The 21,559-nt window shown below is 63.5% G+C and carries 22 protein-coding genes; 15 read left to right on the top strand and 7 right to left on the bottom strand.

The window, feature by feature from the left end; translation table 11 throughout:
- Positions 1-213 precede the first annotated feature (213 nt).
- The 8 genes from RKP46_RS06320 (at position 214) to bioD (ending at position 7,217) form a co-directional block, all read left to right on the top strand.
- Positions 214-597 carry a DUF2934 domain-containing protein gene (locus RKP46_RS06320; protein ID WP_311105853.1) on the top strand — a complete coding sequence of 128 codons (384 nt, stop codon included), beginning with the start codon at positions 214-216 and terminating at the stop codon, positions 595-597.
- Between the two features lie 43 nt (positions 598-640).
- Entirely contained in the window at positions 641-1,114 is a 474-nt protein-coding gene (locus tag RKP46_RS06315) for a carbohydrate-binding protein (protein WP_311105852.1), read from the top strand.
- 208 nt (positions 1,115-1,322) lie between these two features.
- The gene (locus RKP46_RS06310; RefSeq protein ID WP_311105851.1) at positions 1,323-2,498 is read left to right on the top strand and encodes a DUF2863 family protein; all 1,176 of its coding nucleotides are present in this window, start codon (positions 1,323-1,325) and stop codon (positions 2,496-2,498) included.
- Positions 2,499-2,515: 17 nt separating this feature from the next.
- Positions 2,516-3,850: an adenosylmethionine--8-amino-7-oxononanoate transaminase gene (locus tag RKP46_RS06305; protein WP_311105850.1), complete on the top strand. Its 1,335-nt coding sequence runs from the start codon at positions 2,516-2,518 to the stop codon at positions 3,848-3,850.
- Positions 3,847-5,007 (top strand): 8-amino-7-oxononanoate synthase, encoded by a 1,161-nt coding sequence (gene bioF / locus RKP46_RS06300; RefSeq protein WP_311105849.1) that lies wholly within the window; start codon positions 3,847-3,849, stop codon positions 5,005-5,007. The genes RKP46_RS06305 and bioF overlap by 4 nt, the downstream gene beginning before the upstream one ends.
- Positions 4,998-5,762, top strand: coding sequence for an alpha/beta fold hydrolase (locus RKP46_RS06295; RefSeq protein WP_311105848.1), 765 nt, complete (start codon positions 4,998-5,000; stop codon positions 5,760-5,762). The genes bioF and RKP46_RS06295 overlap by 10 nt, the downstream gene beginning before the upstream one ends.
- Positions 5,725-6,513, top strand: coding sequence for a malonyl-ACP O-methyltransferase BioC (gene bioC / locus RKP46_RS06290; protein ID WP_311105847.1), 789 nt, complete (start codon positions 5,725-5,727; stop codon positions 6,511-6,513). Before RKP46_RS06295 ends, bioC begins: the two co-directional genes overlap by 38 nt.
- On the top strand, positions 6,510-7,217 hold the full coding sequence (gene bioD / locus RKP46_RS06285) for a dethiobiotin synthase (protein WP_311105846.1): 708 nt from the start codon (positions 6,510-6,512) through the stop codon (positions 7,215-7,217). The genes bioC and bioD overlap by 4 nt, the downstream gene beginning before the upstream one ends.
- 76 nt (positions 7,218-7,293) lie before the next feature.
- Here bioD and RKP46_RS06280 read toward each other — a convergent pair whose 3' ends face one another.
- Together RKP46_RS06280 and RKP46_RS06275 are read right to left on the bottom strand one after the other, a co-directional pair.
- Entirely contained in the window at positions 7,294-7,776 is a 483-nt protein-coding gene (locus tag RKP46_RS06280; RefSeq protein ID WP_311105845.1) for a DUF456 family protein, read from the bottom strand.
- 815 nt (positions 7,777-8,591) lie between these two features.
- Complete coding sequence (locus RKP46_RS06275) at positions 8,592-9,521, bottom strand: LysR family transcriptional regulator (RefSeq protein WP_311105844.1); 930 nt, start codon at positions 9,519-9,521, stop codon at positions 8,592-8,594.
- A gap of 116 nt (positions 9,522-9,637) precedes the next feature.
- Between RKP46_RS06275 and aceB the strand changes: the two genes are divergently transcribed.
- From aceB to RKP46_RS06255, 4 genes are all read left to right on the top strand, one after another.
- Positions 9,638-11,236, top strand: a complete 1,599-nt coding sequence (gene aceB / locus RKP46_RS06270) for a malate synthase A (protein ID WP_311105843.1) — start codon at positions 9,638-9,640, stop codon at positions 11,234-11,236.
- 392 nt (positions 11,237-11,628) lie between these two features.
- Positions 11,629-12,375: a TerC family protein gene (locus RKP46_RS06265; RefSeq protein ID WP_311105842.1), complete on the top strand. Its 747-nt coding sequence runs from the start codon at positions 11,629-11,631 to the stop codon at positions 12,373-12,375.
- Positions 12,372-12,800: a universal stress protein gene (locus tag RKP46_RS06260; RefSeq protein WP_311105841.1), complete on the top strand. Its 429-nt coding sequence runs from the start codon at positions 12,372-12,374 to the stop codon at positions 12,798-12,800. The genes RKP46_RS06265 and RKP46_RS06260 overlap by 4 nt, the downstream gene beginning before the upstream one ends.
- Before the next feature lie 104 nt (positions 12,801-12,904).
- Entirely contained in the window at positions 12,905-13,885 is a 981-nt protein-coding gene (locus RKP46_RS06255) for a hypothetical protein (RefSeq protein WP_311105840.1), read from the top strand.
- A 44-nt stretch (positions 13,886-13,929) separates the two neighbouring features.
- Here RKP46_RS06255 and hslU read toward each other — a convergent pair whose 3' ends face one another.
- From hslU to RKP46_RS06240, 3 genes are read right to left on the bottom strand one after another with little or no spacing between them, the layout of a single operon-like run.
- Positions 13,930-15,264, bottom strand: coding sequence for an ATP-dependent protease ATPase subunit HslU (gene hslU, locus RKP46_RS06250; protein ID WP_311105839.1), 1,335 nt, complete (start codon positions 15,262-15,264; stop codon positions 13,930-13,932).
- Positions 15,265-15,266: 2 nt separating this feature from the next.
- Positions 15,267-15,803, bottom strand: a complete 537-nt coding sequence (gene hslV, locus RKP46_RS06245) for an ATP-dependent protease subunit HslV (protein ID WP_311105838.1) — start codon at positions 15,801-15,803, stop codon at positions 15,267-15,269.
- A gap of 21 nt (positions 15,804-15,824) precedes the next feature.
- Positions 15,825-17,015, bottom strand: coding sequence for an STAS domain-containing protein (locus tag RKP46_RS06240; protein WP_311105837.1), 1,191 nt, complete (start codon positions 17,013-17,015; stop codon positions 15,825-15,827).
- 369 nt (positions 17,016-17,384) lie between these two features.
- Here RKP46_RS06240 and msrB point away from each other — a divergent pair, with 369 nt between their 5' ends.
- Both msrB and msrA read left to right on the top strand, forming a co-directional pair.
- A complete protein-coding gene (msrB, locus tag RKP46_RS06235) occupies positions 17,385-17,894 on the top strand; it encodes a peptide-methionine (R)-S-oxide reductase MsrB (protein WP_311105836.1) in 510 nt (169 codons plus the stop codon).
- Positions 17,891-18,598 carry a peptide-methionine (S)-S-oxide reductase MsrA gene (gene msrA, locus RKP46_RS06230; protein WP_311105835.1) on the top strand — a complete coding sequence of 236 codons (708 nt, stop codon included), beginning with the start codon at positions 17,891-17,893 and terminating at the stop codon, positions 18,596-18,598. The genes msrB and msrA overlap by 4 nt, the downstream gene beginning before the upstream one ends.
- Here msrA and RKP46_RS06225 read toward each other — a convergent pair.
- Positions 18,552-19,742: a class I SAM-dependent rRNA methyltransferase gene (locus RKP46_RS06225; RefSeq protein ID WP_311105834.1), complete on the bottom strand. Its 1,191-nt coding sequence runs from the start codon at positions 19,740-19,742 to the stop codon at positions 18,552-18,554. The genes msrA and RKP46_RS06225 overlap by 47 nt on opposite strands.
- Before the next feature lie 207 nt (positions 19,743-19,949).
- Here RKP46_RS06225 and RKP46_RS06220 point away from each other — a divergent pair, with 207 nt between their 5' ends.
- Positions 19,950-20,582 carry an SCO family protein gene (locus RKP46_RS06220; RefSeq protein ID WP_311105833.1) on the top strand — a complete coding sequence of 211 codons (633 nt, stop codon included), beginning with the start codon at positions 19,950-19,952 and terminating at the stop codon, positions 20,580-20,582.
- Positions 20,583-20,744: 162 nt separating this feature from the next.
- Here RKP46_RS06220 and RKP46_RS06215 read toward each other — a convergent pair whose 3' ends face one another.
- A complete protein-coding gene (locus RKP46_RS06215) occupies positions 20,745-21,398 on the bottom strand; it encodes a DUF47 family protein (protein WP_311105832.1) in 654 nt (217 codons plus the stop codon).
- Positions 21,399-21,559 lie beyond the last annotated feature (161 nt).

The raw sequence follows: 21,559 nt of genomic DNA, 5'->3' as shown, positions 1-21,559 counted from the left end.
CGTGTCCGCCCCGCGGCCGGTCGGCCACCACCAGGCGCGCGGCCCACGCGGCAAGTCGGAAGAATGGCCTGTTCTCTACTCGCCGAGAGGAATTGCCTTGACCAAGAGGCTTGATTTTTCTATCCTGCTCGAGTATTCGGTAGAGGTTCGAGGCGGTTTCCCAGCGCCCACCGAACGTACGACACCCACACCAGACGACAAGGAAACTGCACGATGGAAGAAAAGACGACGAGCAAGAGAACGCCGACCAGAAAGCCTGCGGCAAGCGAAAGCGTCTCCAGCCAGCCTACGCCAAGCAAACCCACCGTCCGTAAGACCGCCGCCCCGAGTGCTGAGAGGAAAACCCCGGCAAAGAAGGCTGCTCCTCCAGTGCCGGCAGAGCCGGTCGTCGCGCCGCCGGGCGAACCGCCAGCGCCAGCCGAGGCCGCCAGCGACGCACTCTCGGCAAACAGACCAAGCCCGGAAGAGCGCTACCGCATGATCGAGTCGGCGGCCTACTTCATTGCCGAAAAAGACGGTTTCCGCGATTGTTCCACGCGCTATTGGGCGCTCGCCGAACAGGAAGTCGCGCAGCGGCTTGGCGAAGCCACGGGCTGAGCCAGGCGGGTGCACGGCACCCGCTTTACAGGAGAAGAGACAAGTGCGCAAGCGACTGCTTTCCGATACAGGGTCGGCCCCGCCGACGAGCGATGCCGAGTGGCTGAATATCGAGGATCTGGTTGAAGTCGAACTGAGTTCGGAAGACGTCCACCATCCGATCGAGGCTGCGCTGCTGCCCGGCAGCAACAACGGCTGGCGCGCTGCCATCCCGGGCCGGCAGACGATAAGACTGCTGTTCGCGCCGGCGCGCGATCTGCAGCGGATTCGTCTGCGTTTCGTCGAGACCGCCGCCGAGCGGACGCAGGAGTACGTCTTGCGCTGTTCGACGGACGGCGGGCAGTCGTTCCGCGACATCGTGCGCCAGCAATGGAATTTCGACCCCTGCGGTTCGACATGCGAGACCGAGGAGCATCGGCTTGATCTTCCCGGAACAGATGTACTGGAGTTGATCATCACGCCGAACATCCGTGACGACCGCACGCTGGCGTCGTTGGCCGAACTGCGCATCGCCTGAGTCACGCTGGCGCGGCTGCGGCAAGGCCGACAGACGACCGGGAAGCGGCGGTAGCGCCATGCACTGGCGACAGGCCGCGTTCCTGGCCGGGTGCGAGCGCTCGCGCCAGGAGTGACGGCGATGGCCAGGAGCAGACAGCGATGCAGTAGCCCCCGGTGTAGCTCCACTTGGTACAATGCTCGATTGACCGTCTCACAGGCCTTCAACGATGAAACGCAACCGCTTCTCTTCACGCAAGCGCATTTCGGCCGACGCAGCGGAGCTGAGCCGCCTGGCCATCGGTCTTGCCGAGTCCGGCGGCAAGCTCGAGGACGACTTCTGGCAGAATCGCCTCGGCGAACTCGTTTGCCGGCTGTTCCGCGATAGCGCTGAAGATGACCTGACTGCCGCCCTGGACCGCCTGTTCGATACGCACCCGATGGCCCACGACGACTTGGCCGACGTCATCGAAGCGCACGCCGAGTCTTGCACGCTGATGGATCGTGGCCAGGAAACCGACATCCTGCTTTTTGCCGCGCCCATCCTGAGCTGGTCGCGTTTCTCCATCCCCACGGCAACGATACCCCGATCGACACTGCAGACAATCAAGGTTCAGCTTGGCGCCCACGTTCTCGCTGTGGGCGCCAAGCTGGCGCTTGCCGACTATCTTTACAGCCCGGATCAGTTGCCGCACAGCTTCGTCGACACCTGGCAACTGATGCACAAGATCGGCGCCGCTGCGCTCGCCGGCGAGGACTTCGGCGTAGATGCATCGTCTATGCCGCAAACCAATCGATTCCTTTCCGATACGCGCTACATCCTCGGTGCCCTCGCCGTGCCGCGCGCGATGCCCCTGTTCCGCTGGAACGAGGCCGACAAGAGCACGCGCGAAGCGGCGCTGAAGGAATGGGTGCGGCAAGGCGGACCCTGCCTCGAGCCCTTGCTGACCGGCTGCGCGTACCAACCGTTGCTTGCCGACGCGTATCATTCCGCCTGTCGAGCGGCGGACAGCGCCTCGCGGCCTTATTCTCTGCATGCCTCCGTTGCCTTTCTTCAGGCCACCCTGGGGCAGGCACCGGAAACCATGCGTGCCGTGGTCGGTGGCTTCCACGAACAAAGGCTCGAGGAGTACCGGATCGGCTTCGGACCCTTAGACAGCGATGCAATCTATCACGGCGTTGTCTGGCCACTGCTCAGCGTCGAGGATGACAATACTGACGTTCCCGGCGAAATCGAGGCTGCGCTTCGCAAGACGGGGCTGACTGAAATCGTCGTTCTCGACCAGCAGTTCCCGTACGAATTCTGTGACGACTGCGGCGCGCCGCTGTATCCGAACGCCGACGGCGATACGGTTCACGCCGAGATGCCGGAAGAAGCCGGCCTGCCATCGCAGACGCTGCACTGAAGCAAGGCAGCCTCCGGATGACGAACAACGATCATCTGCTGCAGCGCAGCCTGGCCGCCGTCTGGCACCCGTGCACCCAGATGAAGCAGCACGCGCTGGACGGTCTGGCGCTGCCGCTGATCCCGATTGCGCGCGGCCAAGGGGTCTGGCTGATCGACTTCGAAGGCCGGCGTTACCTCGACGGTATCAGCTCCTGGTGGGTCAACCTGTTTGGCCACTGCAACCCGCAGATCAACGCCGCCTTGCGCGCTCAGCTCGACGAACTCGAACATCTGATGCTCGCCGGCTTCACGCATCGCCCGGTAGTCGAGCTTTCAGAGCGCTTGTCGGCACTCGCCGGCGGCAAGCTTGGCCATTGCTTCTACGCTTCGGACGGAGCGTCGGCGACCGAAATCGCGCTGAAGATGTCATTCCATGCGTGGCGCAACCGGGGACGCGAGGAAAAGCAGGACTTCCTTTGTCTGACCGGCAGCTATCACGGAGAGACCGTCGGCGCGCTGGCGGTAACCGATGTCGCCTTGTTCAAGGACGCCTACGCGCCGCTGCTGCGCTCGGCCGCCACCGTCGCCAGCCCCGACGCGCGCCTGGCGGAAAGCGGCGAGAGCGCGCCGGACGTCGCCCGACGTGCCGCGGCCGACCTGGAACTTCGCCTTGCCCGCGAACACCAGAAGATCGCCGCTCTGATCGTCGAGCCACTCGTCCAGTGCGCCAGCGGGATGGTCATGTACGACCCGGAATACCTGCGCCTGGCCCGCCAGCTCTGCGATCACTATGAGGTGCACCTGATCTGCGACGAAATCGCTGTCGGCTGCGGTCGCACGGGCAGTTTCTTCGCCCATGAGCAAGCTGCCATCCAGCCCGATTTTGTTTGTTTGTCAAAGGGGATATCAGGCGGCTATCTGCCGCTCTCGGTCGTGCTGGCCACTGACGACGTCTATCAGAGTTTCTACGACGACAGGATCAGCCGTGGCTTCCTGCATTCGCACTCATACACCGGCAATGCGCTCGCCTGCCGCGCTGCTCTGGCAACGCTCGATCTGTTTGCCGAACATGCGGTGATCGCCAGCAACCGTGCGCTCGCCGAGCATCTCGGCCAACGCCTGAGCCCGCTCACCGATCACCCACGCGTACGCAACCTGCGGCAGCGCGGCATGATCGCTGCCTTCGATGTCCTGACCGACGACCCAGCTTTCGCGCTGCGCTTCTACCGCGCTGCGCTTGCGCGTGAGATCCTCCTGCGGCCAATCGGCAACACGGTCTACTTCATGCCACCCTACGTGATCAGCCGCAGCGAATGCGATTTTCTTGTCGAGCGTGCGATCGGCGCGCTTGAGGACGCGCTGCAGCAATGATCTGGGACGAACTCGAGCAGGAACTCGAGCGCCTCCAGCGCGACGGCCTGCAGCGTCGGCAGCGCACACTCGAGGGGCCGTGCGGACCGCTCGCCAAGATCGACGGCCGCACCCTGGTCAGCTTCTGCAGCAATGACTATCTCGGGCTGAGCACGCACCCGGCGCTGGTCGAGGCAGCGTGTGCCGGCGCACGCGCCTGGGGCGTCGGCAGCGGTGCATCGCACCTCGTCAGCGGTCATCTGACGCCGCATGCTGAACTTGAACGCAAGCTTGCAGACTTCATCGGTTTTCCCCGCGCGCTTCTCTTCTCCACCGGCTACATGGCGAACCTGGGCATTGTTCCGGCGCTGCTCGGGCGCGCTGATGCCGTTTTCGCCGACCGCCTGAACCACGCCTCGCTGATCGATGCGGTCCGCCTCGCGCGCGCTGACCACCAACGCTATCCTCACTGCGACCTGGCGGAACTGGAACGTCTGCTGGCCAACAGCCAGGCCAGACGCAAGCTCATCCTGACCGACGCTGTCTTCAGCATGGATGGCGATCTGGCCCCGCTGCCCGGCCTGCTCGCGCTTGCCGAACGCTACGATGCCTGGCTGGTCGTCGACGACGCGCACGGTTTTGGCGTGCTCGGGCGCAACGGTCGCGGCAGCCTGGCGCATTTCGCTCTGCCGGCCGCCCGGCGTCTGCTCTACATGGGCACGCTCGGCAAGGCGGCGGGGGCTGCCGGCGCTTTCGTCGCCGGTGACGAGCGGGTCATCGCCTGGCTGATGCAGCGCGCGCGAACGTACATCTTCACCACCGCAGCGAGCCCGCTGCTCGCCGTCGCGCTGTCCGCCAGCCTCGATCTGATTGCCGACGGCGACGCCCGGCGCGAGCACCTTTGGCGGCTGACGGCGCAGTTGCGTGACGGGCTGGCCGGCACGCGCTGGCGCCTGCTGCCGTCGACGACAGCCATTCAGCCGGTCATCATCGGCGACAACCAGACGGCAGTAATGCTGGCCGATGCCCTCTACGAACGCGGCCTCTGGGTGCCGGCGATCCGCCCGCCAACGGTACCGGCCGGGACGGCACGCCTGCGCATTTCGCTGAGCGCAGCGCACAGCAGCGAACAGGTCGGCCTGCTCGTGGACAGCCTGCGCGAGCTGCCATGCGCCTGATCAGTGGAACCGGCCCCGAGCTTGCACTGATCCACGGTTGGGGAATTGGCGCCGGTGTCTGGCAGCCGCTGGTCGGCCCTCTGGCCGAAAACTGCCGGGTACATCTGGTCGACCTGCCGGGATACGGGGCATCGCCCGACGACGATGAAGGCTTCGCACAGACGGCCCGGCGACTGATCGAATCGCTGCCGGCAGGGGTCACGCTGTGTGCCTGGTCACTCGGCGCATCGCTCGCGATGCACGCCGCGTTATCATTCCCGCAGCGCGTCGCCGCCTTGATTCTGGTTGGCGGCACGCCGCGCTTCACGTGCGACGACGACTGGCCGGCGGCTCAGACAGCGCAACTGCTCGACCGCTTTGCCGGTGAGGTACAACGCCGACCGGAGCAAGCGCTGCAACGCTTTGCCGCCCTGATCAGCCAGGGAGAAGACGATCCCCGCCGGCTCACGCGAGCGCTCCTCCTCACCCTGCGGCAGTCACCGACGCCGGCAGCAAGCACTCTGCAGCGCGGACTCGACTGGCTGCGCGAGATCGATCTACGCCAGACAGTACACGCTATTTCCCTGCCCTGTTTGCTGTTGCATGGGGCAAACGACCCGCTTAACCCGCTTGCCGCTGCGCAGTGGCTGGCGCGTGCGCTGCCACACGCCAGGCTGGAAACATTCCCGGCGGCCGGGCACGCGCCCTTTCTCGCCAACGGCGAGCGTTTCGTCCGTCATGTCGTCGATTTCTGCCATCACGCAATTGCCGCCTAAGCGGCGCGTGCGCGAGTCCTTCGATCGCTGCGCCGCATCCTACGACGCAGCCGCGGTGCTGCAACGTTGCGTCTGCGAACGTTTGCTGGCGGGTTTCACCCCACGTTCCACCCCTGCCACTATTCTGGATGCCGGCTGTGGCACCGGTTTCGGCGCCCGCCTTGTGCACAGCCGCTGGCCGGCTGCGACCATCGTGGGAGTGGACTTCGCCCCGAAAATGCTGGTCTTTGCGCGCCAGGCCGGAGCAGATTGCGTTGCGGCTGATATTGAGGCGCTGCCGTTTGCTGCTCAGCGTTTCGACCTCTGGTGGTCAAGTCTGACCGTGCAATGGTGCGATCTGCCGCGCGCAGTGGCCGAAGCGCAGCGCGTCCTGCAGCCAGGCGGCGAGCTGGCGCTGAGCACACTCGGCCCGGAAACGTTTCGCGAATTGCGCGAGGCCTTTGTCGGCGTCGACAACCACCGCCATACACTCGGCTTCAGCGAACCGGAGGCCGTCAGCAGAGCATTGGCGCAGGCTGGCTTTTCGGCGATCAGCGTGCAGCGCGAAGCTATCGAGCTGCACTATGTCGACCTGCAGGCGCTACTGCGGGCGGTCAAGGAAATCGGCGCCAATTCAGTTGGCGACGAGGGACGGCGCGGAATGCTCGGGCGACATGCCTGGCAGCGCGTTCAGGCAGCCTATGAGCAGCATCGTACGGCCGCCGGCTTGCCCGCGCGTTACGACGTTATTCTGGCCTACGCACGCAAATGAAAAATGGAACCGCCTGGTTCATTACCGGTACCGATACCGAAATTGGCAAGACCTTCGTTGCTTGTGCGCTGCTGCACGCCCTGCGCCAAGACGGGCTGACGGCGATTGCCATGAAGCCGGTGGCGGCGGGCTGCGACGCACAAGGACGCAACGACGATGTCGAGCGGTTGCTCGCCGCTTCGTCGTTTCACCCGGCACGTGAGCTGGTCAATCCCTATGCCTTGCGCGCCGCCGTTGCACCGCACATCGCAGCACGCGAAGAAGGGCAGGCGATCGACATCCAGCGCATCGTCGCCTGTTTCGCCGAACTCCGGACGCTCGCCGACGCACTCGTCGTCGAAGGGGTGGGCGGCTTCTGCGTGCCGCTCGACGAATCGACCGATACCACCGACCTCGCCGCGACGCTTGGCCTACCGCTTCTGCTGGTCGTCGGCATGCGGCTGGGGTGCATCAATCACGCGCTGTTGACCGCTCAGGCAATTGCCGCACGTGGTCTGACGCTGGCGGGCTGGGTGGCCAACCGGATCGACCCGGCGATGTCGCGCTTCGACGAGAACCTGGCAACCTTGCGGACCCGGCTGCACGCACCGCTGATCGGCGTCGTCGAGTACGGAGCAACGCCCACCGACGCTGCACGCCGGCTCCGGCTTCCCGCTCAGGCTGCTTCGCCTGCCCCGCTTCGACCTCGCACGCCCCAGCACTGACGAACGCAAGGCGCGGCCACCTGGTGCTGGCGGAATCGTCTGCCGCTCGACGCGTCTGAGCGTCGGCTGCCCGGCATCAGATAAACCAGGCGAAGGCAAACACGGCGGACATTGCCACGGCAAACGCCACTTTGCCGACTGCGGCGACGATGAAACCGATTCCGGCGGCGGCACCCGCGCGCACCGCGCGGCCTTCGTCGCGGCGCGCCAGATACTCGCCACAGATCGCGCCAATCACCGGGCCGAGCACCAGCCCCGGCAAGCCCGCGAAGATTCCGACCACCGCACCGACGCCCGCGCCGGCGATGGCCAGCCCACTGGCGCCAACGCGTTTGACGCCCCAGACCGAAGCAAGCAGTTCGAACAACCAGGCAGCAAGCGCGAGCAACGCAAGCAGCAGCACGGTAAACGGCGCGATGCGCGTGAAATCTTCAAGCCACGCAGCCAGCAACATCCCGCCGAAGAGGAGCGGGATACCGGGTATGAGCGGCAGGAACACTCCCAGAAAACCGCACAGCATCGCCGCCCAGGCGAGAACCCACCACACTTCACTCATCATCTTCCCGCAGCTTGAAACGGTCCTGTGATCTGTACGAAGCAGGCGCCGTCGCGCCGACTCGCTCGGCTTACCCAAACGAGAGATTAGCAAACCCGGTGACGGCCATCAACTCGGCGAATTGATGTCGAATGGACTGGACCCCCGAAACTCCGGACCGATCGAAGCGGTCGACTGCCCGGTATCGAGAATGATCCCGGCGCGCGTTCAACCAGCGGCGAGCCACCATACCGACCGAATTGCGGTCAACCAACCTAATGTAAAGCGTGACGCACGTCACTTGTGTTTAACCAAATTAGGTCAAGAATTCATGCCTGTAACAACGCAGACGAAGGGCGATGCGAGTGCGCTGCCAGAACACTTGGCGAACCGGGACGATGGCCCTCCAAAGCATGGTGCGCTATCGCCTGTTGTGCTAGCGTAGGATTCATCGATAGAAAATACAAATGGACTGGCCAAGACCAGAAACAACACTGATGGGCTTCATCTTCCCAACAACCAACCCCGACGATCAATTGCCATGAATACAAAAGAGACAAAGGTCTGTGTCAAGTGCAAGCAGGAGAAATCTGTGCTCGACTTCCACAAGAACTCCCGTAGCTCCGACGGCCTCCACTCGTACTGCAAGGAGTGCAATCGAGCACAGGCACTCGCCCACATCCGCGCCGAGAAGGCCCGAAAAGCCTTGCTACGGGCGGCCCGGAAAGCCAGCGTAGTGGCGAAATGACGCTGCCGACAGGGCTCGACGCGGTGTGCACATCGGCCAGCCCGACAACGACCGAGGGCTTGCCCCCAACGGACAGAATTCGCCGCGGAGATCACCCGCCCGGACAGGCCGCCGGCTGTCGACCATCACCCCAATACTCGGGCTCGCCGAAGATCGTCTTCAACTGATCGATAAACAGCCGTACGCGCAACGGCAAGTGCCGGCGCTGCGGAAAGACCGCATAGATGCCGACCGGCGGCGCCGCGTATTCCTCCAGTAACGCCACCAGACGACCGCTGTCCAGGTCTTCTCCCACCTCCCAGATCGACCGCCAGGCGAGGCCTCTTCCGGCGAGAGCCCAGGTGTGCAGGACGGCGCCGTCATTGCACTCGAAGCTTCCGGACACCTTCTGGTTGGTGACTTCGCCGCCCGCTGTCTGGCGCAAAGCCCAGCCACGCTGCTGATCGAGGGCAAGGCAGTTGTGCCCCGCCAATTCGGCCGGCGTGCGTGGCGTGCCATGGTGCTGCAGATAGGCCGGGCTGGCAACGACCACCCGGCGCATCTCGCCGAGCTTGCTGCTTGCCAGGCTCGAATCGGGCATTTCGCCAATACGCACCGCGCAATCGACGCCTTCGTTCAACAGGTCGACGAGGCGGTCGGCGAGGTCCAGGCGAACGGTAACGCCCGGATTCGCCTGCATGAACAGAGCCACCTGCGGCGCCACGTGGCGCCGGCCGAAGCCCGCCGGCGCCGACACCTTCAGATGACCGGCAGCACGCACCCCGCCGAGCGAAACAGCCGCTTCAGCGCTGGCCAGGTCGTTGAGTATGCGTTGACAGTCTTCGAGAAAGGCCTGCCCCTCGAAGGTCAGGGAAAGTCTGCGCGTCGTGCGCAGCAAGAGTTTGACGCCGAGGCGCATCTCCAGCGCGTCGAGTCGGCGACCGATCACGGCCGGCGTCACCGCGGCCAGCTTAGCCGCTGCCGAGAGACTGCCGCGAGTTGCCGAATTGACGAAGGCTTGAAGCTGTTTCACCTGATCCACGCTCACATTCTATACCTGGCGTAAAAAATACTTTGCTTTTCTGCGCCCTTCTCTTCCCTTGCGCGCTCCAATAGAATATCTGGACAGTCCACCCCTCTACCGATAGGAGCCCACGCATGAGCCTCAACCTGCCCGCCGGAGTGCACGTCAACGCGCCGATCAAGCCAGAATACGAAGCGATCCTGAGCCATGACGCACTGGCTTTGGTCGCCAAGCTGCACCGCGCCTTCGAACCCCGCCGGCAGGAACTCTTGCAGGCACGCGTCGCCCGCCAGGCGCGCATCGATGCCGGCGAAATGCCCGACTTTCTGCCGGAGACGCAGGCAATTCGCGACGGGGACTGGCGCATCGCGCCGCTGCCAAAAGCCCTCGAACGGCGGCGGACCGAGATCACTGGCCCGGTCGAAGCCAAGATGATCATCAATGCCTTCAACTCGGGGGCCGACTCGTACATGACCGATTTCGAGGACTCGAACAGCCCGAAATGGGATAACCAGATTCAGGGGCAGGTCAACCTGTACAAAGCCATCCGGCGACAGCTTTCGTTCACCAACGAAGCCGGAAAGGAGTACTCGCTCAACCCGCAGATCGCCACGCTGCAGATTCGCCCGCGCGGCTGGCACCTTGACGAGAAGCACGTGACGATCGACGGACAACGCGTTTCCGGCGGAATTTTCGACTTCGCGCTGGTCTTCTTCCACAACGCGAAGGAGCAGATCGCACGCGGCGCCGGGCCGTATTACTACCTGCCGAAGATGGAATCGCATCATGAGGCCCGCCTGTGGAACGACATCTTCATCATGGCGCAAGAGCACATCGGCCTGCCGCGCGGTACGATCAAGGCGACGGTGCTCGTCGAAACGATCCTCGCCACCTTCGAAATGGAAGAGATCCTCTACGAGCTGCGTGAGCATTCAGCCGGGCTCAACGCCGGGCGCTGGGATTACATCTTCTCGTGCATTAAGAAGTTCAAGAAGAACGCCGACTTCTGCCTGGCCAATCGGGGCGCCATCACGATGGAAGTGCCGTTCATGCGCAGTTATGCGCTGCAACTGGTCAAGATCTGCCACAAGCGCGGAGCGCCGGCGATGGGCGGCATGAGCGCGCTGATTCCGATCAAGAACGACCCGGTGGCAAACGAAAAGGCGCTTGCCGGGATTCGTCACGACAAGGCGCGCGACGCGAACGACGGTTTTGACGGTGGCTGGGTAGCGCATCCCGGCCTGGTCGAGATCGCCGGCGAGGAGTTTCGCAGGGTCCTCGGCGATCGGCCGAATCAGTGGGACAAGCAGCGCGAGGAGAGCTTCAGCGCCGCTGATTTCCTGAATTTCCAGCCTTCGCAGCCAATTACCGAGGCCGGCCTGCGCAATAACGTCAATGTCGGCATCCACTACCTGGGAAGCTGGCTTGCCGGCAATGGCTGCGTGCCGATCCACAATCTGATGGAAGACGCAGCGACAGCCGAAATTTCACGCTCGCAGGTCTGGCAATGGGTCGTTTCGCCGCGCGGAGTTCTCGACGATGGGCGCAAGGTGACCGCGGAAATGGTGCGCGCGATGATCGCCGAGGAACTCGACAAGGTGAAGGCAACGGTCAGCGCGCAGGGCGAAAACACGGCCAGCTATGACCGGGCAGCGGTGATTTTCGACAAGATGTCGCTGACGCCGGACTACCCGGAGTTCCTCACCTTGCCACTCTACGAAGCGATGGACTGAGCGCTTGCCCATGGATCGCGACGAGCAGACGAGGGTGCCCGACGCGAACCAAACAGAGCATTGCGGCCGGCAAGGAGTGAGCAAGGTGGCAGCTCGGCCGCGCAGACCCATCGACAGACTCTGAGCTCGGGGCTGTTCGCCGGACAGCGGTGTGACGCCCCCCGATGTCGCATCACCAGGTGGCGCCGCGTTGCGCGGCGCCGTCCTCTCCTGGCTTCAGGCGCCAGGCAATCGCCAGATGGTCAGTCGGCAAGTCTAGCGATTCTGTGCGAGAATCCGGGCTGGACGCCGGCGTTAGCTGAAGTCGTCCGCTCGCATTCGATTCGCCGCCCGCCGGCCAGTCCTGCACGAAGAGTCGGACAGCCAGCAACCGCCTGAAAGACAGACGCGCCATGCCCGATTTCGCTTCAACGGCATTCTGGATCTCGGTCCTGCAAATTATTGCCATCGACATCCTGCTCGGCGGCGACAATGCCGTGGTCATCGCACTGGCCTGCCGACGGCTGCCCGAAAAGCAACGCAATCGCGGGATCTTCTGGGGTGTTGTGGGCGCCATCGGCCTGCGCGTCGTCCTCATCTACTTTGCCCTGCAACTGCTCACTGTCCCCTACCTGAAGATCGTCGGTGGCGTGCTCCTCTTCTGGATCGGCATCAAGCTGATTCAGCCGGAAGACGAGGGCGAGGGCGGACACGGCGATGTCGCCGGAAGCACGACCTTGATCGGCGCGATCAAGACGATCATCGTCGCCGATGCCGTGATGAGTATCGACAATGTGATTGCCGTCGCTGGAGCAGCGCACGGATCGATCATCCTGGTCGTCTTTGGCATCGCGGTGTCGATACCGATCGTCGTTTGGGGCAGCAAACTCGTGCTCGCCTTGATGGACCGCTTCCCGATCGTGATCACCGCCGGCGGTGCCTTGCTCGGCTGGATCGGCGGTGGCATGTTGATCAGCGATCCGGGACTGCCGACGACGCTGCACGCGGCCATTCCGCATTCAGGATACGCTGCATCGACGCTTGGTGCCCTGCTCGTCGTCTTCATCGGCAAGCAATTGGCGGGACGACGACATCCCGGGCAGGTCGGCGACTCACTGGCTACGCCCGCTCAGCGAGAGATCACGGGAGACGAGAAATGACTGCAGTGTGGCTTATTCCAGTCGACGGATCGCCAGCGGCAGTACACGCCGTTGACCATGTCATCCGACAGACCGCCGAGGAGGCGCGTAAACCCGAGATTCATCTGGTTAACGTACAGGCACCCCTGCCCACCGATGTTACCCGCTTTGTCGACGACGGCGTGGTTCAGGACTACCACCGAGAGGCGGGTGATGCAGCACTGCGCGTCGCGCGCGACCATCTGGCCGCCGCCGGATTGGTGTACTCCAGTCATGTACTCGTCGGCGAAACCGCGCCAAGCATCGTTGATTACGCCAAGACGCACGCTTGTACCTTGATCGTCATGGGTGCGCGTGGGCTTGGCGCGCTGGCCGGCATGCTGCTCGGGTCAGTCACGACCAGGGTCATCCATCTGACCGACCTGCCGGTGATGGTTGTCAAGTAGGGGAAAGCGGTAGCGTCGGCGAAGGCTTCGCCAGCAAGCCGGATCTTGCCCGATGACCGTTCCTGCAGCAAACCCTGTCCTCTTGTGAAAGGAATACTCTGGCCATGCCTACGCTACGTCTTTCTACCCTGATCCTGCCCCGCCTCACCGCCTTCTTCATCTGCCTGCTGCTGTCGGCAGCCGCTTGGTCGGAGTACGACAGCGACCGCGGCGAATGGCAGATCCTGCAGGCACGCTATGGTACGGCTGAGCACAGCCTGGACGTAACGCAACGCCTGCGAGACTTGGCGCGCCAGGACATTACCTTCCGCGTCAGCAACAAGGCCTTTCAGCACGATCCCGTTCCCGGTGTCGTCAAGACGCTGCGCATTTACGCGCGCGGCCCGGGCGGCCGGACACGCACTTTCGAGTATGTCGAGGACGACATCGTAGACGGCAACCAGTTTACCAGTTGGAGTAGTGGGAATTGGGGCCAGGGCGGCTGGGATGGCGGCTGGGGCAATGCCGCCGACGACGAGCATGGCGACCGCGGGCGCTGGCAGATCCTGCAAGCACGCTACGGCACCGGCTACCGCAATATCGACGTGACGCAACAGTTGCGCGAGCTTGCACGGCAAGACAATACCTTCCGTGTCACCAACAAGCTTTTCGGCCGGGATCCGGATCCGGGCGTGGTCAAGACGCTGCGCATTTTTGCCCGTGGACCAAACGGTGCAACGCGCACATTCGAGTACGGCGAGGATCAAATGGTGGATGGCGCCCGGTTTACCGGCTGGAGCAGCGGCAGTTGGGGTCAGGGGAACTGGAGTGGAGGCTGGGGCCACGACAGCGGCAGCGAGACACCGCCGGGCGGCGTCAGAATCGTCAGCGCGCAATATGGTGAGGGGCACAACCGCCTCGACGTCACCTCACGCCTGCGCTCGATGGTCCGCGATGGCCGCATCTCGATCCGCGTAGACAACCGCACGATGGGCTCCGATCCGGCCGTCGGCCGCCCGAAAATTCTCTGGGTGACCTACTACGTCGGCGGCCATGGCCAGCGCGAACTCAAGGTGTATGAGAACGAGCAGTTGATGTTGCCGTAGGGCGGACCAACGCCCGAACGGCGGAGCAGCGGCTTCCCGAGGGTCTACAGGACGTAGCGCGACAGATCGTCGTTCCTCGCCAGATCAGCCAGTCGGTCGTCGACATAGCGCGCGTCGATGGCGATGGCTGTCGGCGCGCCCGAACTGCCAGCCGAGAACGATACCTCCTCGAGCAGACGTTCCATCACCGTGTATAGGCGTCGGGCGCCGATGTTTTCGGTTCGCTCGTTGACCGACCAGGCAATCTCGGCCAGGCGCTTTATTCCGTCCGAGGCAAACTCGAGACGCAGGCCTTCAGTGCAGAGCAGCGCCTCGTATTGTCGCGTCAGACAGGCATCGGTCTGCGTCAGGATGCGCTCGAAGTCGGCGACCGACAATGAGTCGAGCTCGACTCGTATGGGAAACCGCCCCTGCAACTCGGGAATCAGATCCGAAGGTTTGGCCAGGTGGAACGCCCCGCTGGCAATGAACAGAATGTGGTCGGTGCGAATCATGCCGTACTTGGTCGATACGGTCGTACCTTCAACCAGGGGCAGGAGATCGCGCTGTACGCCCTGGCGCGAAACGTCCACCCCGTGCGTGTCACTGCGTGAAGCAATCTTGTCGATTTCGTCGAGAAAGACGATCCCGTTCTGCTCGACGTTGCGCACGGATTCAAGCTTCACCTCTTCGTCATTGACCAGTTTGGCCGCTTCCTCATCGATCAGCAGCCGGCGCGCGTCGGTAATTTTCAGCTTGCGAGCTTTCTTCCGGCCACTGCCCATGTTCTGGAACATGCCCTGAATCTGCGCCGTCAACTCCTCCATGCCGGGAGGCGCGAAAATTTCCGCCTGCATCGCCGGAGCGGCGATGTCGATCTCGATCTCTTTCTCGTCGAGTTCGCCCTCGCGCAGCTTCTTGCGGAATTTTTGGCGCGTCGTCCCGTCTTCCGCCGACTGCGCTTCGCCGAAGAAATTACTCCGTGCCGACGGCAGAAGTGCATCGAGAATACGATCCTCGGCAGCGTCCTCGGCGCGCCCGCGAACACCTTTCATTGCGCGCTCACGACCGGTCTTCACCGCAACTTCGACCAGATCGCGGATGATCGTTTCGACATCGCGGCCGACGTAGCCGACCTCGGTGAACTTGGTCGCCTCGACCTTGATGAACGGCGCGCTGGCCAAACGCGCCAGGCGGCGCGCGATCTCGGTCTTGCCGACGCCGGTCGGCCCGATCATCAGAATGTTCTTCGGCGTGATCTCCTGGCGCAGCGGCTCGCCAACCAAGGCCCGCCGCCAGCGGTTGCGCAAGGCGATCGCCACGGCCTTCTTGGCTTTCGCCTGACCGACGATGTGTTTATCGAGCTCGTGAACGATCTCCTGCGGGGTCATCGACGACATGGCTAGTCCAGTGCCTCGAGAGTGAAGTTTTGATTGGTATAGATGCACAAGTCGGCCGCGATCTGCAGCGACTTGCGGACGATATCCAGCGGTTCGAGATCGCTGTTTTCGAGCAGGGCGCGCGCTGCCGAGTGGGCAAAGGCGCCGCCCGAACCGATGGCGGCGATGCCGTGCTCGGGTTCGACGACATCACCGTTGCCGGTAACGATCAAGGAGTTATCGCGGTCAGCCACGGCCAGCATTGCCTCCAGCCGGCGCAAGGCGCGGTCGCTGCGCCAGTCTTTGGCCAGTTCCACCGCGGAACGCAACAGGTTGCCCTGATGCTTGTCGAGCTTGGCCTCAAAGCGCTCAATGAGGGTGAACGCGTCAGCCGTTCCCCCGGCAAAACCGGCAAGTATGCGCCCATGATGAATTCGCCGCACCTTGCGTGCACTTGCCTTGATCACGATGTTGCCGAGCGTTACCTGCCCGTCACCCCCCATGGCCACCCGATTCCCGCGGCGCACGCACAGGATCGTCGTTCCGTGGTACTGCTCCATCGCCAACACCCGCTTTCTGATCTAGTTTCTCGGCAGGACAATGTCCGCCACGTTCTTCAACCCAACGACGCGAAACAACTCGGCCAGCAAGTAGTTTGGGTGACGAAAGACAATCTGGCGCCCGGTCCGCTTGACAATCGTCAGGACATTGAGCAACGCCCCGGCGCTGAGAAAATCCATGCGGGTGACGGCGGTACAGTCGATCAGCACGGGGTCGTTGGCTTTTGCATAGGCCAGCAGGTCGGAAAATCGGGCCGCCTTCAGATCGCCCCGGAGAACATAGGTCTCCTCCTGCAGATGGTCGACCGGCGCGAGCACCAGCGGTGCCCGTCCTGGGTCTGCCACGCGATCCGCTTCCCAGGACGGTGGCGAAATCTCGAAGGTTACCGCATAGTCGATGGCGAGCTCTTCGAAGGTCGCCAGTTGGCCGCGCAACTGACAGATCTCCAGCTTCAGCAACCAACACCCCCGATCGGTCGCCTGCCCGGCAACGATACGCCGATCGAGCAGCATGCCGACCTGGTCGCGCCCCAGCAACTCGATCTCGCGCTTGCTCCGGCGTGCCTTGAGCAGGAGCTCGAGCAGCCTTTCGCAACCGACGCCGTCCACGCGACGAATGCTCGACAGATCAAGACGAACATGCGGATTTCGCTCCAGCGCAACGCGCACAGCGTCGAAGCCCGCCGCGTTCTCGGCCAACAGATCGCCCTTGAAGAGAACCGTCGGCATCGCCGGCGAGGATACCGCACTCACCGCCGCGTCCCGCCAAATCGGCGGTGACTTTTCGAAGAACTCGGCGTACTCGACCTCGAGCGCCTCGAACGGGGTCTTCTGACCGCTCAGGCGATACAAGTCGAACAGCATCAACCACAAGCGCTCGCCGCGAGCCGAACGATAGTTCCGCGTCGACTGCTCAAGTAGTGCACGTACCGCACTGTCCTGCCCGTTGGCATAAAGCATGGCGGCTTCTTCCGCCTCGGCGTCGACCGGATCAACCTCCGCTTCAATCTGGAACTCGGGCGCCGTCTCGCTGAACTCGAAAGCGCTGGGTTCGGCCACCCGGCTTTCACTGACCACCGCCGCTGGATACGTCAGATCCGATCCAACGAGTTCGACCGATGGAGCTATCGGCCCTTGTTCAGCCAAGGGAGCGACTGTTCCCAGGCGTTGATCCTCCTTCGGACGCGGAATCGCGGCCGGCCGGCTGATCATCTTTCTCTCCGGCGGTTTCTGCTTCTTGAAGAACGAAAAAACCATGGGCGATAAAAACTGTAGATGATTGGGCGATAAGCCTGACTTGTAACACATCGCCGGGCGCACCGCAATTTCCAAGTCAGCAGCTTTATGCATTCTGTCACATGTGCCGACGTTTGCCGCCCGCCGCCGGGCTGTCAGCAGCACTTCCTCGGCAGGGCGGCTTGTCCGCGGCGCCGACGGTGTAAGTTTTCCCGGCCGGCGCACGACCAATGGGCAGATCAACGTTCGCGGCGAACAAGTGTCCTACGCTGTGGCTGACGCGCCGCGTGCGCACCTGCTGTCTGCCTGCCGAGCATTTGCCATTTCATTTCCGAGGAGGAGATCATGAACCGTCGCCAATCGCTCAAGTGCCTGGGCTGCCTTTCCGCTTTCGTCCTGCCGGCTGCGCCGTGCAGTGGCGGCGCCGCCGGCGGGGCCGCCGGTCAGTTGCAGAAAGCCAAGAGCGAATGGGCAGCGTTGCTGCCGCTCGCTGCCTATCGGGTGCTTTTCGAAGACGATACGGAACGCGCGGGCAGTAGTCCGCTGAACGACGAAAAGCGTGCCGGCACCTTCGTTTGCGCCGCGTGTTTCCAGCCACTGTTCGACAGCGCGGCGAAGTACGACAGCGGAACAGGCTGGCCAAGTTTCTGGCAAGCGCTGCCGGGAGCGATCGCGACGAAAACCGACTTCAAGCTGATCTATCCGCGTACCGAATACCACTGCGCGCGCTGCGGCGGGCATCAGGGGCATGTCTTCAACGATGGTCCCAGACCGACGGGAAAGCGCTACTGCAACAACGGCGTGGCGCTGCAGTTCGTTCCCCAAGGCGAGCCATTGCCGGCCTTGCGCACATGAGGCGGACGCTGCTCGCCATCCTGCTCGTCTTTGGACTCTGGGGCTGCGCGCCGAACCCGGCCGACGACCAGACCAGCGGGACAAGCGAAGGCAGGACGGCGATTTTCGCTGGCGGTTGCTTCTGGTGCCTGGAGGCAGATTTCGAGCAACTGCCGGGGGTCATCGCAGCCGAATCCGGCTACACCGGCGGCTACCTGGCCAATCCCAGCTATGCCCTGGTCAGTCTGGGGATAACCGGCCATACCGAAGCCGTGCGCGTCACCTACGACCCGCAACGCCTGAGCTACGCACAACTGCTCGACCATTTCTGGCGTCACATCGACCCGACGGTTGCCGACCGGCAGTTCTGCGACATCGGCAGCCAATACCGCAGCGGAATCTACTGGCAGGACGACGACGAAAAGCAGTTGGCGGAGGCGTCGCGCGACGCGCTGCTGGCGAGCGGCCGTCTGCCGCGGATCGCCACCGAGATCCGCCGGGCGTCGACTTTCTTCCGAGCTGAGGAGTACCACCAGGACTACTACCGCAAGAACCCGCTCCGTTACGCCTACTACCGCTACGCTTGCGGGCGCGACGCCCGCGTGCAGCAAATCTGGGGCGATGACCAGCAAGCACTCCCACGCTGGTCGGACAAGGCCGATAATCCGGCCAAGGAGCTTACTCGACCTGGCAGAGCAGACCCTTCAGGTATTCCCCCTCACTGAACGCGAGCGCTACCGGATGATCGGCCGGCGCGCTCAGGCGGCGCAGGATGCGCGCCTCGCGCCCGGCGGCCAGCGCGGCTTCGCCGACGATCTGCCTGAACAACTCGCTGCTGATCCCGCCCGAACACGAATAGGTCATCAACAGACCGGATGGGTTCAGCAGTCGGAAGGCGAAAACGTTGATGTCGCGGTAGGCGCGCGCGGCACGTTCTGCATGCAAGGCCGAGGGAGCGAACTTCGGCGGGTCAAGGATGATGAGGTCGAAGCGCCGGTCAGCGTTCTTCAGCTCGCGTAACTCTGCAAAGACATCGGCTTCGCGCCACTCTGCCCGCTCGGCCGGGAGTTGAGGATTGAGCGCCAGATTATCCCTGGCCCTGGCCAGAGCCGGGCCCGAAGAGTCGATCGAGAGCACCGAACGTGCTCCGCCAGCAAGCGCCTGCAGCGAGAAGCCACCGGTGTAGCAGAAGCAGTTGAGCGTCGTTCGTCCGCCAGCCAGTTCCCTGGCAAGTCGTCGATTGTCGCGCTGGTCGAGATAAAAGCCTGTCTTGTGACCGCTGACCACGTCAACTTTCATGCGCACGCCGTATTCGGAGATATGCGGCATATCCCCGGACGCGCAGCCAAGAATCCATCCGCTGACCGGAGCCAGTCCCTCCAGCCGTCGCACGTCCGAGTCGGATCGCTCGTAGATGCGCTCGCACCCGGTCGCCTGGCGCAACGCACCGACAATCGCCGATCGCCACTTGTCGGAACCGGCAGCAGTGAGCTGGACGACTACCGTATCGCCATAGCAATCGGCAATCAGGCCGGGCAGGCCATCCGACTCGCCATGGACCAGGCGCAGGCCCGCCTCGTCGCGCAAATCCGGGATGGCCCGGCGGCGCTCGAGACAAGCCTGCACGCGACGCTTGAAGAAGGCATCGTCAACGCTTTCCTCCGGGTCAAAGGTCCATACGCGCGCGCGAATCTTCGACTGCGGACTCCACGCGGCCCGGGCGAGCGGCCGTCCGCTGGCCGCCAGGACCTCGACCGTATCGCCAGGCCGGGCACGACCGCTCAAGCGATCGACCGCGCCGGCGAAAATCCATGGATGGCGGAGGGCGAGGGAGCGGTCCTTGCCCGGCAGGAGATGAAGTTGAGCCATAATGGGGAATTGACTGCCGACAATCCGTTGCCGGCACACCAGGAAAACCAGGCGCGCAGTCTACACTACTACTCATCAGCCGCCCGCTTGGCGTTCACTCGCCGCGGCCGGAGTCCAGGCCCGGGATTCTTGAGCCCGATCAACGAAAGCAGGCGCAAACGCCCCGATAATCGCTACTCCACCCTCGCACCAGCCATCGGACCTGGCATGCACCGCTTCCCCAATGACCTGATACGCGCAAGTTTCCTTGCCCTGCTGATCGGCGCTGTCACGCCACCGATCGCCCTCGCCGAGGACGACGGCGACGGCGACGGCGACCCCGCGCAGACGGCTGCAGCGACGCCCCTCACCGGTCGCTACCTGCTGATGGACACGAACGGACGCGCAGTCAGCCACGAAGACTTCCGTGGACGCTGGCAACTGTTGTCTTTCGGTTACACCTTCTGCCCAGACATCTGCCCGACGACGCTGGCGCAGATGGCCGTCGTGCTGAACGCTCTCGGCCCGGACGCCGACCGGCTACAGGCCTTGTTCGTCACCGTCGACCCGGAACGCGATACGGCCAGTGTCCTGCGTGCCTATGTTGCGTTCTTTGACCCGCGCATTGGCGGTCTGACCGGATCGCCCGCGCTTGTCGGCAAAGCCGCCGAGAGCTTTCGGGTGCGCTTCGAAAAGGTGCAGCAAGCTGGCGCCGCCCCCGACGAGTATTCGGTCGACCACACGACCGGCATGTACCTGCTTGGCCCGGACGGGCGCTATCTGCGCAAGTTCACCTACGGCACCCCGCCCGCCGAAATCGCCGCGCGCATTCGTCACTACCTGAAGCCACCAGCGCGCTGAGCGCCGGCTGGCGGGGGCCAAAATGGCCGCGGCGTGCCATCCTCGTGGAAAAGGCACGCCACGCACCTGAACTGCGACATCAAAGTCGGCTCAGCGGCTTCGATCTCGAGCGCTTGCCAATGACGTCGCGGTTCATCACCCTCCAGCCCGGCTATCTCCTCATCAGCAAAGCTTGACGACGATGTTGTCGAGCGAGTGCGCTGCGTCGGACACGCGGTCGGCCGCGTTCGACAGGTGCCGATAGGTTTCGCGCCGCTTGAACATGTTCAGGTAGTCATCGCCCTGGAAGAGATCGGCAATCGCCCGCCGGTACGCCTTTTCAACCGTTCTCTCCGCCTTGCGCGCTGCCGCTGCGTCACCACCGGCAGCAGCCGGGTCGGTCGATAGACGGGCAAAGCCGCGCGCCAGCGCCTCGGCACCCTCGCGCAGGTGCAGGGCCATTTCCAGGCTGTGCTTGTCGGGCGCAAGACCGAGAACATCCATCTCGACCACCGTCGACTTGCAGTAATTGACGATGTCATCGAGCGTCATGATGGCGCTGTGAATGTCTTCGCGATCGATCGGGGTGGAAAACGCCTCGCTCAGCACGTTCAGGTTGCTGGCCTTGACGCGGTCGGCCTCGTGCTCGTCGGCGCGTACCTGTTGGCTGACCGCCGGGTCGGCCGTTTCCATGAACTCGACGAGCAGGCGAGTGGTTTCGGCTGCGTTTGCGCTCTGCTGGGCAAGCATGCCGAAGAAGTCGGCAACCGTCGGGAAGACGCGCTCGTACAGGCGACGGAAGATCGGCGTATTGGCTTTGGTTTGGTTATCGTCCATGAGTTATCTCCTGAGGTGGGTTTTAGTCTAGCCGATGACGACTTTAGCTATGGCGTAGATGACGATTGCGGTAATCGCCGAGGCCGGAATGGTGTAAAGCCAGGTCTTGCCGATGTCTTTCGCCTTCTTCCAGCGCACCGCGCGCGGCCGCTCGGAGTAGC

The organism is Accumulibacter sp. (assembly GCF_031732815.1).
Classification (GTDB): domain Bacteria; phylum Pseudomonadota; class Gammaproteobacteria; order Burkholderiales; family Rhodocyclaceae; genus Accumulibacter.
The sequence above is the reverse complement of the archived record's forward strand: the minus strand, read 5'-3'. Positions and strand labels throughout refer to the sequence as shown.